Here is a 13816-nt window from a genome sequence, read left to right on the forward strand (position 1 = left end):
GGCTGCGCAAGCGCAGCCCGGATTCACCAGGATCGGATCAGAGGTTCACCACATTGACGAAACGCGGCGTGGCGCTGTCGTCGATGCGCAGACTGGTGAAGTCGAACAGATTGCGGTCCGCCAGTTGCGAGGGGATCACGTTCTGCAGGCCGCGGAAGATGCTTTCGGTACGCCCTGGAGTCTTGCGCTCCCATTCCTGAAGCATCTCCTTGACCACCTGGCGTTGCAGGTTCTCCTGGGAACCGCAGAGGTTGCACGGGATGATCGGGAACTGCTTGAGGTCGGAATAGGCCTGGATGTCCTTCTCGCTGCAGTAGGCCAGCGGGCGGATTACCACGTTGCGCCCATCATCGGCCAGCAGCTTGGGCGGCATGGCCTTGAGCGAACCGTTGTAGAACATGTTGAGGAAGAAGGTCTCGACGATATCGTCGCGGTGGTGACCCAAGGCCATCTTGGTGGCGCCTATTTCGTCGGCGAAGGTGTACAGGGTGCCGCGACGCAGGCGCGAGCACAGCGAGCAGGTGGTCTTGCCTTCCGGGATCAGCTCCTTGACCACCGAATAGGTGTCCTTCTCGACAATGTGGTACTCGATCCCCAGTTCCTTGAGGTAGGCCGGCAGCACGTGCTCGGGAAAGCCTGGCTGTTTCTGGTCCATGTTCACCGCGACGATCTCGAACTTGATCGGCGCCACCTTCTGCAGGTGCAGCAGCACGTCGAGCATGGTGTAGCTGTCCTTGCCGCCGGACAGGCAGACCATGACCTTGTCGCCCTCTTCGATCATGTTGAAATCGGCGACCGCCTCGCCCGCCTGGCGGCGAAGACGTTTCTGCAGTTTGTTCTGGTTGACCGTAAGAGTGCCCATGGCTCTTGAAATCCGCGAGGTATGTGACGAAAAGCCGGACATTTTACGCAAAAACCCCAGCCCCGTGAAAGCGCCGCAGAGCAGCGGTGCCGGGGCTGCAATGACAGATGCAGCAGCGATTAGCCCGGGGGTTTACAGCGCAATTTGCTCTAAAGGTGCGCACATCTGCGGAAAACTCCTCCCTATACTGCGACATAAGGTCGCATGCACATATAGACCTATACTGACTGTGCCACTTGGCTGTAAGCGCTCCGTTGGGGGGCGATGGCAACAATAAAGGAGTGACTGACCATGATTCATCATGTCGTAGGACTCTTCACCCACCCCGATCAGGAATGGCGAGACATCCGTGGCGATGCCGAGGAAAGCATCAGCCACATGTACCTCACCCATACGCTGATCCTCGCGGCAATCCCCGCCATTTCGGCTTTTATCGGCACCACCCAGGTCGGCTGGGTCATCGGCAATCGCGCGCCGGTGATGCTGACCATGGAAAGCGCCCTGTGGATGACCATCATGTCGTACCTGGCCATGCTCGGCGGCGTGGCGGTGATGGGCGCGTTCATCCACTGGATGGCCCGGACCTATGACGCCAGCCCGAGCCTGGCACGCTGCGTGGCCTTTGCCACCTACACCGCCACACCGCTGTTCGTCGGTGGCTTGGCGGCGCTGTACCCGCACATGTGGCTGGGCATGATCGTCGGCACTGCCGCCATCTGCTACACGGTCTACCTGCTGTATGTCGGGCTGCCGACCTTCATGAATATCCCGTCTGACGAGGGGTTCCTGTTTTCCAGCTCGGTGCTGGCAGTAGGCCTGGTGGTACTGGTCGCGATCATGGCCTTCACCGTGATTGTCTGGGGCCTGGGCGTCGGCCCCGTGTACACCAACTGACGCCGCACCAATAATAATCCTCTGTCTGCCAGCACAGGCCGCCGCAAGGCGGCCTTCTTATGGGCGCGGGGTGGATGACCATTCGGCGCCTGGGCGATTCGGAATCCCCCCTGTTTGCGGCATACTCACTCCCTCTGGAGAGCCGTTAAGCATGCCCGAGCAACTCAATACCCGCGTCGAAGATTGTTTCCAACTCGCTGAATCCTTTTTCAAACGTCCTTTCAAACGCCCGGTGGTCAGCCTCAAGTTGCGTGGCCAGAAAGCCGGTGTCGCCCATTTGCACGAGAACCTGCTGCGCTTCAACCCGCAGCTGTACCGGGAAAACACCGAGGACTTCCTCAAGCAGACCGTGGCCCACGAAGTGGCACACCTGATCGCCCACCAACTGTTTGGCGAACGTATCCAGCCCCACGGTGAAGAGTGGCAACTGATCATGCGCGGGGTGTACGAACTGCCGCCCAATCGTTGTCATACCTACGACGTCAAGCGTCGCAGCGTGACCCGTTATATCTACCGCTGCCCCTGCGCCGAGAGCGATTTCCCGTTCTCCGCCCAACGCCACAAACTGGTGGCCCAGGGGCGTCGCTATCTGTGCCGGCGTTGTCGGCAAACCCTGGTCTACAGCGGGGAAACCAGGGTCGAGTGACAGTTTTAAAGCACTGCCTCAGCAAACCCGCAGCTACGCGATGACCCGCTCGCGCCGCAGTGCCTCGATGCGCTCGGCGCTGTAGCCCAGTTCCTCCAGCACCTGATCGGAATGCGCCCCCAACCTGGCGCCAATATGCCGCGGCTCTGGCAGCCCCTCGGAAAACTTCAACGGGCAGGCCATCTGCGCCTGCCGGCTGCCGTCTTCACGGGGCACCTGGCTGACCAGTTGCCTGGCCTGCAACTGCGGATGTTCCAGGGCCTCGCCCAGGCTCAGCACCGGCTCGACGCAGGCATCGAAACCAGCGAACAGCTGGCACAACTCGGCGAAATCGTGTTTCTCGAATTCGACCTGCAAGGCCTGCTTCAGTGCCTGTTGCTGTTCGGGCAAGGGAGACAGGCCCTGGGCCGCCAGTTCCGGGCGGCCCAGGGCCTGACACAACTGCTGCATGAACACCGGCTCCAGACTGCCCACCGACAGCCAGCGCCCGTCCCGGCTGCGGTAGTAGTCATAAAAGCTGCCACCATTGAGCACCTGCTGCTCCATTCCGGGCTCGACCCCACAGGCCAGGTAGCCGGCACCGGCCATGGCGTTCAGACTGAACACGCAGTCGGTCATGCTCACGTCCAGGTACTGTCCCTGGCCGCTGTGCTGGCGCGCGATCACCGCCGCCAACAGGCCGATCACCCCATGCAGCGAGCCCCCGGCGATATCCGCGGCCTGGATGCCCAGGGGTAATGGTCCCTGATCGCGGCGGCCGGTCTGGCTGGCCAGCCCGGCCAGGGCCAGGTAGTTGATGTCATGCCCGGCGCGGTCCCGGTAGGGGCCGGTCTGGCCATAGCCGGTAATGGAGACGTAGATCAGCCGCGGGTTGATCGCCTTCAAGGCCTGGTAACCCAGCCCCAGGCGCTCCATCACGCCCGGGCGGAACTGTTCGAGAACAATGTCGTAGTCCTGCACCAGTTGCCGCACCACCTCCAGCGCTTCGGGACGCTTGAGGTCCAGGGCCAGGCTGCGCTTGTTGCGGTTGAGATAAGCGTGGCTGGCGGAAACCCCGGCATCGTGGGGCGGCAACACCCGCAACAGATCCATGCGGGTCGGCGACTCGATGCGCAGGACCTCGGCGCCCATGTCCGCCAGCAGCAACGAGGCGAAGGGCCCCGGCAGCAGGGTGGAGAAATCCAGTACCTTGAGTGACGCCAACGGCCCTTGCATAGCCCTCTCCTCTTGATCGGCAGCCCACAGAGTAGGCAGCCGCGACGCCCGCAACAATCACCGCAACAGTCAGCCGGGCTGACCGTTGCGCTCAATCGCCAGGCAATAAAAAACCCGCCGAAGCGGGTTCCTTATATAGCTCAAGGCTTACTTGATGCTCGGTGCCGGGCCTTCGGCCACACCCAGGTCATCGGTTTCACGGGTGTCGGTAATCGGCCGGCCACCGGAAGCCAGCTCGGATTGCAGCTTGTCTTCGTCCAGCTCCTTGACCCACTTGGCAACCACTACGGTAGCCACGGCGTTGCCCACCAGGTTGGTCAGGGCGCGAGCTTCGGACATGAAGCGGTCGATACCCAGGATCAGCGCCAGGCCGGCCACCGGCAGGTGACCCACGGCCGACAGGGTCGCGGCCAGGACGATGAAGCCACTGCCCGTCACACCGGCAGCGCCTTTGGAAGACAGCAGCAGCACCAGCAGCAGGGTGATCTGGTGAGTGATGTCCATGTGGGTATCAGTGGCCTGGGCAATGAACACCGCAGCCATGGTCAGGTAGATCGAAGTACCGTCGAGGTTGAACGAATAACCGGTAGGGATCACCAGGCCGACCACCGACTTCTTGGCGCCCAGGCGTTCCATCTTGATCAGCATGCGCGGCAGGGCCGATTCCGAGGAGGAAGTTCCCAGCACGATCAGCAGTTCTTCACGGATGTAGCGGATCAGCTTGATCACGCTGAAGCCGTGGGCGCGGCAGATTGCCCCCAGGACCACCAGCACGAACACCACGCAGGTGATGTAGAAGCAGATCATCAGTTGGCCCAGTTGCACCAGGGAACCCACACCGTAGGCACCGATGGTGAACGCCATGGCGCCCAGCGCACCCAGGGGCGCGAGCTTCATGATCATGTTGATGATGTTGAACATCACATGGGCGAAACGGTCGATGAAATCCAGCACCGGCTTGCCGTAGGCGCCCAGGCGATGCAGGGCGAAACCGAACACCACGGAGAACATCAGCACCTGCAGGATATCGCCATTGGCGAAGGCGCCGACGATGGTGGCCGGGATGATGTTGAGGATGAAGCCGACGATGCTCTGGTCATTACCGGCAGTCACGTAGGCTGCAACTTTCGAGGCGTCCAGGGTCGAAGCGTCGATGTGCATGCCGGCCCCCGGCTGCACCACGTTGACCACGATCAGACCGATCAGCAGGGCGATGGTGGAGACGATTTCGAAGTACAGCAGCGCATAGCCGCCGGTCTTGCCCACCGACTTCATGTTCTGCATGCCGGCGATACCACTCACCACGGTACAGAAAATGATCGGAGCGATGACCATCTTGATCAGTTTGATGAAGCCGTCACCCAGGGGCTTGAGAGCCACGCCGGTCTGAGGGTAGAAGTGGCCGAGCAGGATGCCGATGGCGATGGCAACGATCACCTGGAAATACAGGGATTTGTACAGTGGCTGACGAGTCGTCATTGCAAGTTTCCTCAAGAGCCCCGGCATGCACTTTCCGTCGATGCATGCGGTGCCTAAAGTGCGAACCCTCCTGCGCTGGAGGGATTTGTTGTGTCGAGCTGCGTGCTGGCAGATCTTCCGGCTCTATCGCAAAGCCCGTGCCACCTTGTGAAAAAGCCTTGCAGGCCTTTAGACATCAGGGGTGCGGGCTGATCCTTGCATCCGTTGCGCAGGCTGAAGCTGGCGGATTTCCGCCCACTCACCCTCTCTCGTCCTACAATTTGGCGGATATCCGCCTTGTTCCCTTCCTGGGGGCTGGCTAAGATCCGCCACTCAATGGACGGACCTGCCTGCATGCGCGAACGCACCATCGCCAGCCACTTTGCCCGTGCCGCCTTGGGCGGAGCACGCCGGCACGGCTATGACTACGCGCCCCTGCTGCATCAGTTGGGCATCAGCCCCGAACTGCTGAACCAGCCCAAGGCCCGTATCGCCCCCGAGCAATTCACCCGTCTGTTGCAGCAACTGTGGCTGGAGCTGGATGACGAGTACCTCGGGTTCGGCCATGGCCCCAGCAAGCGCGGGACCTTCGCCATGATGTGCCACGCGCTGATCCACTGCCGTACCTTGGAAAAAGCACTCAATCGCGGCTTATTATTTTATAGCCTGTTTCCGGAAGCCCCGCGTCTGAGTCTGACGCGTGAAGGAGAAATGGCCCGGCTGAGCCTGGATGATTCCGAGCTATGGGATCCCGAGCACTTTCTCAGCGAGAGCCTGCTGGTGATCTGGCATCGCCTCGGCAGTTGGTTGATCGGCCAGCGCATCCGCCTGGAGCAGGCCTGCTTCAGCTACCCCAAGCCCGATCACGGCGCGGAATACGACCTGCTTTTCCCTTGCCCGCTGCAATTCACCCAGGAGCGCAGCAGCCTGCTGTTCCACAGTCGCTACCTGGGCATGCCGCTGCTGCAGGACGAACGCACCCTCAAGCACTTCCTCGAACGCTCTCCCGCCGACCTGTTGTCGCGCCCGGATGAAGGCGACAGCCTCAGCAGCCAGCTGCGCCGCCTGCTCAGTCGCGACCGCGAGCACTGGCCCGACCTGGAAAGCGTCGCCCAGCACCTGCACGTCAGCCCGCAGACCCTGCGCCGGCATCTACGCGAAGAAGGTTCGAGCTTTCAGGAGCTGAAGGATGAGCTGCGCCGCGACATTGCCATCTACCACCTCGGCCGGGCCGACCTGTCATTGCAACAGATCGCCGAACAACTGGGTTTTTCCGAGCCCTCGGCCTTTCACCGGGCGTTCAAGAAATGGACCGGCCTGACCCCGGGCGCCTACCGCGCCCGGGAACAGTAGCCCCCTACAGGGCCGGAAAGTGAATCCGGAAGGCCGCCCCCCCCAGGGCCGAATCCCCCAGGGTCAGTTGCGCGCCGTAGCTCTCGATGATGTCCTTGACCACCGCCAGGCCGATGCCCTGCCCCGGGTGCTGGCGATCCAGGCGCTCACCGCGCTGCAGAATCCGCGCCCGCTGATCGGGTGGCACGCCGGGGCCGTCGTCTTCCACACACAACTCGGAGCCTTCCAGGGTCTCACGCACGCTGATGCGCACTGAGCTCAGGCACAGGCGATAAGCGTTCTCCAACAGGTTGCCGAGCAACTCCAGCAAAGCGCCGTGCTCGATCGGCAGGTAGCAGCGTTCCGGCAAGTCGAAGGACACCCGTACCTGCTTGTCGCGATAGACCTTGTCCAGGGTGTCGCAGAGGCTTTGCAGCACCGGCCGCAGCCGCACCTGGTGGCGCACCAGGCCGCTCTTGCGCAGGCTGGCGCGCTGCAACTGGTAACTGATCTGCTGGCTCATGCGCTCGATCTGCGCCTGCAGCACCCAGGCCTGCTCACGATCCTGGGGGCGTTGCGCCATGTCCTCGCTCACGCCCTGCAACACCGTCAACGGGGTTTTCAGGCTGTGGGCCAGGTCATCCAGGGAGTCACGATAGCGGCTGCGCTGCTCACGCTCGCTTTGCAGCAGGCGGTTCAACGAGCCCGTCAGGCGCAACAGCTCGCGCGGGTGCTCCTCACTAAGGCTCTGGCGGGTGCCGCTTTCGATCTGGTCCAGCTCCTGGCTCAAGCGTCGCAAGGCTTGCAAACCCCAGGTCAGGCCGAGCCAGAGCAGTGCCAGGAGCACCAGCAAGGCCGCGCCGAACCCCAGGTAGAGGTTTTCCCGAACGCCTTCCAGGGTTTGCTGGTACTCACGCACCGGCTGCAGCGCGACGATACTGAAGGCCGCGCTCTTGCCCCCCAGCAGCTTGATCTCGACGTCGTAGACGAAGAACTCCTGGCCGTTGGCTTCGCGGATCCTGGCGAACTCATTGCCACGCCCGTCGTACCGCGGCCGGTAGTTGATGTTCTCTTCCTGGGTCGCCCGCGAGCGCCAGACCAGGTGCCCTTCGCGATCGTAGATGTAGCCCAGCAGGCGGCTGTCGGCGAGGTTGAAGCGCTCGTCGGGCAATTGCGCCGGCATCTGCAGGCGGTTGTTCTCGATCCGCGCCGCACTGATCAGGGTGGTGACATCAGAAGCCAGGCGCTGCTCGATAGAGTCCTGCAACGCCAGGCTGAACGCCCCCTGCATGGCTGGCAGCAGGGCCAGCATGAACAGCACCGCCAGGGTCGTGGCGGCCAGCATCAGGCGCAGGCGCAGCGATCGAATCATCGGCAACGCTCGTTGAACAGGTAGCCCAGGCCACGCACCGTATCGATCGGCTTGAAGCCCGACGGCCCCTCAAGCTTGCGCCGCAAGCGGCCCACCAGCACTTCGATGACATTCGGATCGCGCTCGTCGTCGTCCGGGTACAACTGCTCCATGAGCCGGTCCTTGGCCACCACTTGCTGATGATGACGCATCAGGTATTCGAGAATCCGGTACTCATAGGCCGTCAGGGCCAGGGGCTGCTCATCCAGGGAGGCCTGCTTGCGATTCAGGTCCAGCAGCAGCGGCCCGGCAATGATGGTGGACTGGGTGAAGCCACTGGAGCGCCGCAGCAACGCATTCAGGCGCGCATCCAGCTCTTCGAACTGGAATGGCTTGACCACATAATCGTCCGCACCGGCCGCCAGGCCCTCGACCTTGTCCTGCCAGTTGCCACGGGCCGTGAGGATGAGGATCGGGAACGTCTTGCCACGGTTGCGCAACTGGCGGATCAGGTCAAGCCCGCCCATGCCGGGCAGGCCCAGGTCGATCACCGCCAGATCGTGGTTGAACTGCTCGGTCTGATACAGCGCCTCCTCGGCGTTGGCCACGGACTCGACGACATGACCGCTGTCGGTGAGGCGGGTTTGCAAATGATGACGCAACAGCGCCTCATCTTCGACGACCAGCAACTTCATAACGCTCTCCCAGGCAAAATTCGACATCTCCAGGGGCGCCCCTGCGCCCTGATGATTAATGCGCCAACGCCGGACCGTGCCCAAGGCACGATCCGGCGCGGTCCAGGCCAGGCCGCTTATCAGAAAGCGTAGTTGGCCGACAGGTAGGTCTGGGCGCTGCTGGTAAGGCTCAGCGAACCCTGCTTGCTGCCACCGCGCTCGCTCATCTCGGTCCCGGCATTGCTGCGCAGGTAACGGTAGCCGAGCTCCACCGAGGTGTTCTGTGAAACCTGTTGCAGGACGCCGGCCTGTACGCCCACCGCGTAACCAATGTCGCTGTCACGGCTGAAGCCCGGAGACTCCTGAGTCAGCTTGGTCAGGCCGGCCGTACCGCCGCCAAAGAGTTTGGTGCTGCTGGTCACCGGCAGGAACATATCGTAGCTGCCCAGCAGGTTCTGCTGGCGCAGTTTAATGCCGTTGTGGGAGCCAGACACATAATCGTAGGTAGCGTAGTAGCGACCCTGGTCATTCTGTTGACCGGCGCGTACACCCCAGGTGTTGTCCTTGCCGATCACGCCATCGGCGTTCGGATGGCCCAGGTTGCTGTTGAGCTGGCTGGACTTGTTGATCTTGTCGCTGGTCTGGCCGAAGGACAACCCAACGAAGTTGCTGTCAGCGGCTTGGGCGGCGGCGCTGGCGCCGAAGACGGTAAAGGCCAGGAACAGTTTTTTCAATGAAGTCATAGGAAGTTTCCTTTGCGCTATTGGCTTTTTGGGTACGGGGCTAGAGTAAACAGCCCGCCCTGAACTCCCCCTGAACACACCCTTAACCTCGCCTGAACCAGATCGACTAGGCTGTGCTGACATCTTTTCAACCGGAGTGCCCCTCATGCGCATGCTCGTCGCATTGGTCCTGTTAACCCTCGGCGGCCTCAGCCAGGCCGCCATCAAGACTCAGGAAATTCCCTATCGCAGTACCGACGGCACTCAGTTGATCGGCTACTACGCCTACGACGACGCCCTACAGGGCCCGCGCCCGGGCATCGTGGTGGTGCATGAATGGTGGGGCCTCAACGACTACGCCAAGCGCCGGGCCCGGGACCTTGCCGCCCTTGGCTACAGTGCCCTGGCCATCGACATGTACGGCCAGGGCAAGCACACCGAACACCCGGCGGACGCCATGGCCTTCATGCAGGCCGCGCTGAAGGACAGTGCCGCTGCCAGTGCACGTTTCAACGCCGGCCTTGAGCTGTTGAGACAGCAACCGCAGACCGATCCGCAGAAACTCGCCGCCATCGGCTACTGCTTTGGCGGCAAGATTGTCCTGGACGCCGCGCGCCAGGGCCTGCCCCTGGCCGGCGTGGTGAGTTTCCACGGTGCCCTGGCCACCGCCACACCGGCTACCCCCGGCAGCGTCAAGGCCAAGATCCTGGTGGAACATGGGGCCCAGGACAGCATGGTGACGGCGGACAACGTCACCACCTTCAAAGCGGAAATGGACAAGGCCGGCGCCGACTACCGCTTCGTCAGCCTGGAGGGAGCCAAGCACGGCTTCAGCAACCCCGATGCCGACCGCCTGAGCCATGGCGAACACGGCGGGCCGGACATCGGCTACAACAAGGCCGCCGATGAGCGTTCCTGGGCCGACATGCAGGCATTCTTCAAAAAACTGTTTGGCTAGCCGCCGTACCTGGGTTGCCGTCAGTGCGCTGCGGCAGCCCTTTGCGCTTCACCCGACTACCCTCAAACGCAGCAACCCGGCACACTAGCGGCCATGAATGCTCTCCCCCCCCTCCCCGCTTGCTGCACCCCTCTGGACGCTGCCTGGCCGCTGCCGAACGTCCTGCCCCAAGCCCTCTGGCTAAGTACCCGGTTCGATCCAGGGCAACTTGCCGCGGATGATTTTCAGCGCAGCGGCATTGAGGCACCGCCGAGCATCCAGCGTTCGGTGGCCAAGCGTCAGGCCGAATTTCTCGCTGGACGCCTGTGTGCCCGAGCCGCCTTGCAGCAACTGCAACGACTGGACTGGGTACCGCCCATTGGCGATGACCGAGCGCCGATCTGGCCCGAACACATCTGCGGTTCGATCACCCACAGCAGCGGACGCGCCGCGGCCATCGTCGCCGACAAGCAACACTGGCGTGGCCTGGGAATGGACCTGGAACACCTGCTCAGTGCAGAACGTGCGGCCAAACTGGCGGAGCAGATCCTGACCCCGGCCGAATTGCAGCGCCGCGACCAGTTGCCGGCCGAGCTGCATGCACTGGCGGTAACCCTGACCTTCTCGATCAAGGAAAGCCTGTTCAAGGCCCTGTACCCGCTGGTGCACAAACGCTTCTATTTCGAACACGCCGAAGTCCTGGAATGGTCTGCCGAAGGGCCGGTGCGGATGCGCCTGCTGACCGATCTGGCCGAGGAATGGCAGCACGGCCGCGAACTGCAAGGGCAGTTCGCCGTGCAAGACGATCATCTGCTGAGCCTGGTGGCCATCAAGGCCTGAACCGGGGCCGCCCTCAGCGGGGTTCCTGATGCCGTGGCCAGCTCAGGCTGAAGCAGGCACCGCCCAGGTTCTTGCTCTTGCTGATCAGGGCGCGGCCCTCGTGCCAATGGATGATCCGCCGCACAATCGACAGCCCCAGCCCATGCCCGCCGGAAGCCCGGGTGCGGCTGTCATCCAGGCGCAGGAATGGGGTGAAGATCTTTTCCCAGGCATGTTCCGGCACGCCAGGACCGTCATCTTCCACATCCACCCGGCAGCGCAACTGCCCTACCTGATAGCTGACCGTCACCTGGGACTCGGCATGACGCATGGCGTTGCCCACCAGGTTCTGCAAGGCCCGGTGCAGGTAGCGCGGCTCGGCCTCGACCCACGCACCGTCACACTCGGCGGCAGACAGGCACAGGCCACGCCGGACCTTGAGATTGGCCCGCAACGGCGCCAGTTCGCTGATCACCTGGTTGATCAGCGCATCCAGGTCGATACGCTGGAAATTCAGGGCCGGCGAGCCCTGCTCCAGACGGGCGTAGGTCAGCATTTCGTCCACCAGCCGGTCGAGGTCCTGAATGTCGTTGTCCATGCCGTCCAGGTACTTCTGCCGGGCCTGATCGGTGCTCGCCGAAGCAATCATCTCCAGGCCGAAACGCAGCCGCGCCACGGGTGTGCGCAACTCATGGGACACCGCACGTACCAGCTCGCGCTGAATCGCCAACAGGCGCTGCAAGTGCTCGGCCATGCCATTGAAGGCCGCCGCCAGGCGCCCCACCGAGTCCGCGCCACGGGCCGGCACGCGGGTTTCCAGGCTGCCCTTGGCGATTCGCGTGGCCGCCGACTCCAGGCCGCTGAGGCGCCGCTCCAGCTGGCGCACCAATAGATAGACGATCAGGCCGATCAGGCTCAGGCCCAGCACGGCAATCAGCACCAGCCATTGCGGCGGATAGGGATTCATCTGATACAGCGGGCCGATCTCCAGCACCCAGGGCGTGCCCACCAGGCCGGCGAAGACCCGGATCGAATCGCCACCCTTGCCCAGGGCCATCACCGTGTCGCCCTCGGCCACCCGGCGCCGCTGATCCTCGTCCATGTCGGCGGCGTCCAGAGTCGACAACTGCATATCGAAGCCAAACCCCTTGGCTTCCTTGAGTGCAGCCAGGCGCTGGGGTTGCTCTGCCACCGGATAACGCACCAGCTCATCCGCCAGCAGGTAGATAGTGGCCCGGGCCAACTGCTCGCTGATCTGCTGGACCTCGGCACTGAGCAGCAGCTGTTCCTTCTCGCTGACCAGGCGATAGACTCGGGCGGCGAAGGGGCCGGTCTGCTCCACCAGCGCCTGGCCGCGCAGCACCCGACCGCGCTGGCTACTGTCCAGGTCGGTCTGGCTGAAGGTCTTGAGACTCAGGGGAATGCCCAGCAAGCGCTCCCACACCGCCAGCGCCCGGCGACGCTCGATCTCGCTCATCGGCTGCAGGTTGTCCGCCATCAGCGAAAAAGTGCCGTGGGCCAGCCGCTCGCGGTACTGCTCGCTGCGCACCTGGTTCAACAGATGCAAGGCCAGGACCCCAAGCAACGCCACGAGGATCAGCGCGGCGCACATACCGCCGTAGATCCGCAGGAAGATCGAGTTCACGAGCGCATGTCGGCGGCGGCTTCGGGGACGAATAGGTAACCCTTGCTGCGAATGGTCTTGATCAGCCGCGGGTGCTCCGGGTCGTCACCGATCTTAGGGCGGATGCGCGAGATCCGCACATCGATGGAGCGGTCCTGGCCGTCATAGCCGATGCCGCGCAGGGCGGTGAAGATTTCTTCCCGGGACAGGATCCGCCCGGCATTGGCCACCAGCAGCCACAGCAGGTCGAACTCGGCACTGGTCAATTCGATCCCGGCATCGCTCAGCCAGGCCTCGCGCAGGGCATTGTCCACCACCAGCGGGCCGAACTGCAGGCGGCGGGTTTTCTCCACCGCCGGCTCCGGCGCTTCGCTACGGCGCAGCAGGGCCTGGATGCGTGCCAGCAGCAACCGCGGGCGCACCGGCTTGCAGACATAGTCGTCGGCACCCAGGTCCAGGCCCATGATCTGGTCCATGTCATCGGTACGGGCGGTGAGCATGAGGATCACTCCGTCATAACGATCCCGAACCTTGCGGCAGATGCTCAGGCCGTCTTCACCGGGCAGCATCAGGTCGAGGATCACCAGATCCGGCTGCTCGGCAATGATCCTGGCCGCGGCCCGGGCACCGTTGCCCTCGATCGCCACCTGCAGGCCATTGCTTTCGAGATATTCACGGGTCAACTCAGCCAGACGCTGGTCATCCTCGACAATCAGTACCTGCCAGGCTTCCTGTTCCACGCACGACCTCTTCTTGTTCTATTGCCAGTCCACCTTGAGCAGGAAAACCCCCGTCTTTCTGTCATGAAAAAGGCGGATAACACGCTCTGGGAAAGGTGGCTGGTTTGCCATGGGAAAGGCCGGGAAACCCCAGCCGATCGCTGCCGATTGTAGCAACCGGCACAGGCGCCGACACAAGCGGCTAAAACGACTCGGTCAGGGCGTTTTTTTGTGATAGGGTTCGCGCCCGCAAAAATCCGCCCAAGGCAATTTTCGACGGTAAAAAACAGTGACAAACGGTTCCATCCACTGGGACTGCGGGCTGCGTGAGTTTTACCCAGTCCATACACAATTTACGCACAACCTTATCCACAGGCAGTACGTTGCAATCAGCCCCCCAAACGCATTATCTTGTAGCCCGGCGGCTAAAAATCCCTATATCTAGGGTTTTGCGCAAAAAACCAAACACAATTCAGCCAAGAAACTCAAGCCCTTTTCTTGCCCCGTTTGGTGGAACCAATCGCTGTTTCAGAAGACCAAGACCGCGCGTGCGGATGGCATCG

The 13816-nt window shown here is 62.7% G+C and carries 13 protein-coding genes; 5 read left to right on the top strand and 8 right to left on the bottom strand.

Annotation, left to right across the window (positions count from 1 at the left end; translation table 11 throughout):
- Positions 1-37: 37 nt before the first annotated feature.
- Positions 38-862 (bottom strand): tRNA 2-thiocytidine(32) synthetase TtcA, encoded by an 825-nt coding sequence (gene ttcA / locus AC1RCO_RS17065; protein ID WP_011062726.1) that lies wholly within the window; start codon positions 860-862, stop codon positions 38-40.
- Positions 863-1153: 291 nt separating this feature from the next.
- Between ttcA and AC1RCO_RS17070 the strand changes: the two genes are divergently transcribed.
- Positions 1154-1756, top strand: coding sequence for a Yip1 family protein (locus tag AC1RCO_RS17070; RefSeq protein WP_011062727.1), 603 nt, complete (start codon positions 1154-1156; stop codon positions 1754-1756).
- A 151-nt stretch (positions 1757-1907) separates the two neighbouring features.
- Entirely contained in the window at positions 1908-2402 is a 495-nt protein-coding gene (locus AC1RCO_RS17075; protein WP_011062728.1) for a SprT family zinc-dependent metalloprotease, read from the top strand.
- A gap of 33 nt (positions 2403-2435) precedes the next feature.
- Here AC1RCO_RS17075 and AC1RCO_RS17080 read toward each other — a convergent pair whose 3' ends face one another.
- Positions 2436-3617, bottom strand: coding sequence for a CaiB/BaiF CoA transferase family protein (locus tag AC1RCO_RS17080; RefSeq protein ID WP_019094596.1), 1182 nt, complete (start codon positions 3615-3617; stop codon positions 2436-2438).
- A gap of 147 nt (positions 3618-3764) precedes the next feature.
- Complete coding sequence (locus AC1RCO_RS17085; protein ID WP_011062730.1) at positions 3765-5096, bottom strand: dicarboxylate/amino acid:cation symporter; 1332 nt, start codon at positions 5094-5096, stop codon at positions 3765-3767.
- Between the two features lie 333 nt (positions 5097-5429).
- Between AC1RCO_RS17085 and AC1RCO_RS17090 the strand changes: the two genes are divergently transcribed.
- Positions 5430-6428, top strand: a complete 999-nt coding sequence (locus AC1RCO_RS17090; protein ID WP_041752486.1) for an AraC family transcriptional regulator — start codon at positions 5430-5432, stop codon at positions 6426-6428.
- A gap of 4 nt (positions 6429-6432) precedes the next feature.
- On the opposite strand, the gene AC1RCO_RS17095 is transcribed toward AC1RCO_RS17090, so the two are convergent.
- The 3 genes from AC1RCO_RS17095 to AC1RCO_RS17105 form a co-directional block, all read right to left on the bottom strand.
- Positions 6433-7779 (bottom strand): ATP-binding protein, encoded by a 1347-nt coding sequence (locus AC1RCO_RS17095; protein WP_011062732.1) that lies wholly within the window; start codon positions 7777-7779, stop codon positions 6433-6435.
- Positions 7776-8453 carry a response regulator gene (locus AC1RCO_RS17100; protein WP_011062733.1) on the bottom strand — a complete coding sequence of 226 codons (678 nt, stop codon included), beginning with the start codon at positions 8451-8453 and terminating at the stop codon, positions 7776-7778. Before AC1RCO_RS17100 ends, AC1RCO_RS17095 begins: the two co-directional genes overlap by 4 nt.
- 119 nt (positions 8454-8572) lie before the next feature.
- Positions 8573-9175, bottom strand: a complete 603-nt coding sequence (locus AC1RCO_RS17105; protein ID WP_011062734.1) for an outer membrane beta-barrel protein — start codon at positions 9173-9175, stop codon at positions 8573-8575.
- A gap of 145 nt (positions 9176-9320) precedes the next feature.
- Here AC1RCO_RS17105 and AC1RCO_RS17110 point away from each other — a divergent pair, with 145 nt between their 5' ends.
- Positions 9321-10112, top strand: coding sequence for a dienelactone hydrolase family protein (locus AC1RCO_RS17110; protein WP_011062735.1), 792 nt, complete (start codon positions 9321-9323; stop codon positions 10110-10112).
- A gap of 93 nt (positions 10113-10205) precedes the next feature.
- Complete coding sequence (locus AC1RCO_RS17115) at positions 10206-10931, top strand: 4'-phosphopantetheinyl transferase family protein (protein ID WP_220223123.1); 726 nt, start codon at positions 10206-10208, stop codon at positions 10929-10931.
- 13 nt (positions 10932-10944) lie between these two features.
- Here the strand turns inward: AC1RCO_RS17115 and AC1RCO_RS17120 are convergent, their stop codons facing one another.
- Both AC1RCO_RS17120 and AC1RCO_RS17125 read right to left on the bottom strand, forming a co-directional pair.
- Positions 10945-12555, bottom strand: coding sequence for an ATP-binding protein (locus AC1RCO_RS17120; RefSeq protein ID WP_011062737.1), 1611 nt, complete (start codon positions 12553-12555; stop codon positions 10945-10947).
- The gene (locus tag AC1RCO_RS17125) at positions 12552-13274 is read right to left on the bottom strand and encodes a response regulator (protein WP_011062738.1); all 723 of its coding nucleotides are present in this window, start codon (positions 13272-13274) and stop codon (positions 12552-12554) included. Before AC1RCO_RS17125 ends, AC1RCO_RS17120 begins: the two co-directional genes overlap by 4 nt.
- Between the last annotated feature and the right edge of the window lie 542 nt (positions 13275-13816).

The sequence above is a fragment of the Pseudomonas sp. GW823-FHT03E05 genome (assembly GCF_058796855.1).

Bases quoted from the DNA above. Each gene is read 5' to 3' on its own strand.
- ttcA (WP_011062726.1), bottom strand. From the start codon at position 862: ATGGGCACTCTTACGGTCAACCAGAACAAACTGCAGAAACGTCTTCGC.
- AC1RCO_RS17070 (WP_011062727.1), top strand. From the start codon at position 1,154: ATGATTCATCATGTCGTAGGACTCTTCACCCACCCCGATCAGGAATGG.
- AC1RCO_RS17075 (WP_011062728.1), top strand. From the start codon at position 1,908: ATGCCCGAGCAACTCAATACCCGCGTCGAAGATTGTTTCCAACTCGCT.
- AC1RCO_RS17080 (WP_019094596.1), bottom strand. From the start codon at position 3,617: ATGCAAGGGCCGTTGGCGTCACTCAAGGTACTGGATTTCTCCACCCTG.
- AC1RCO_RS17085 (WP_011062730.1), bottom strand. From the start codon at position 5,096: ATGACGACTCGTCAGCCACTGTACAAATCCCTGTATTTCCAGGTGATC.
- AC1RCO_RS17090 (WP_041752486.1), top strand. From the start codon at position 5,430: ATGCGCGAACGCACCATCGCCAGCCACTTTGCCCGTGCCGCCTTGGGC.
- AC1RCO_RS17095 (WP_011062732.1), bottom strand. From the start codon at position 7,779: ATGATTCGATCGCTGCGCCTGCGCCTGATGCTGGCCGCCACGACCCTG.
- AC1RCO_RS17100 (WP_011062733.1), bottom strand. From the start codon at position 8,453: ATGAAGTTGCTGGTCGTCGAAGATGAGGCGCTGTTGCGTCATCATTTG.
- AC1RCO_RS17105 (WP_011062734.1), bottom strand. From the start codon at position 9,175: ATGACTTCATTGAAAAAACTGTTCCTGGCCTTTACCGTCTTCGGCGCC.
- AC1RCO_RS17110 (WP_011062735.1), top strand. From the start codon at position 9,321: ATGCGCATGCTCGTCGCATTGGTCCTGTTAACCCTCGGCGGCCTCAGC.
- AC1RCO_RS17115 (WP_220223123.1), top strand. From the start codon at position 10,206: ATGAATGCTCTCCCCCCCCTCCCCGCTTGCTGCACCCCTCTGGACGCT.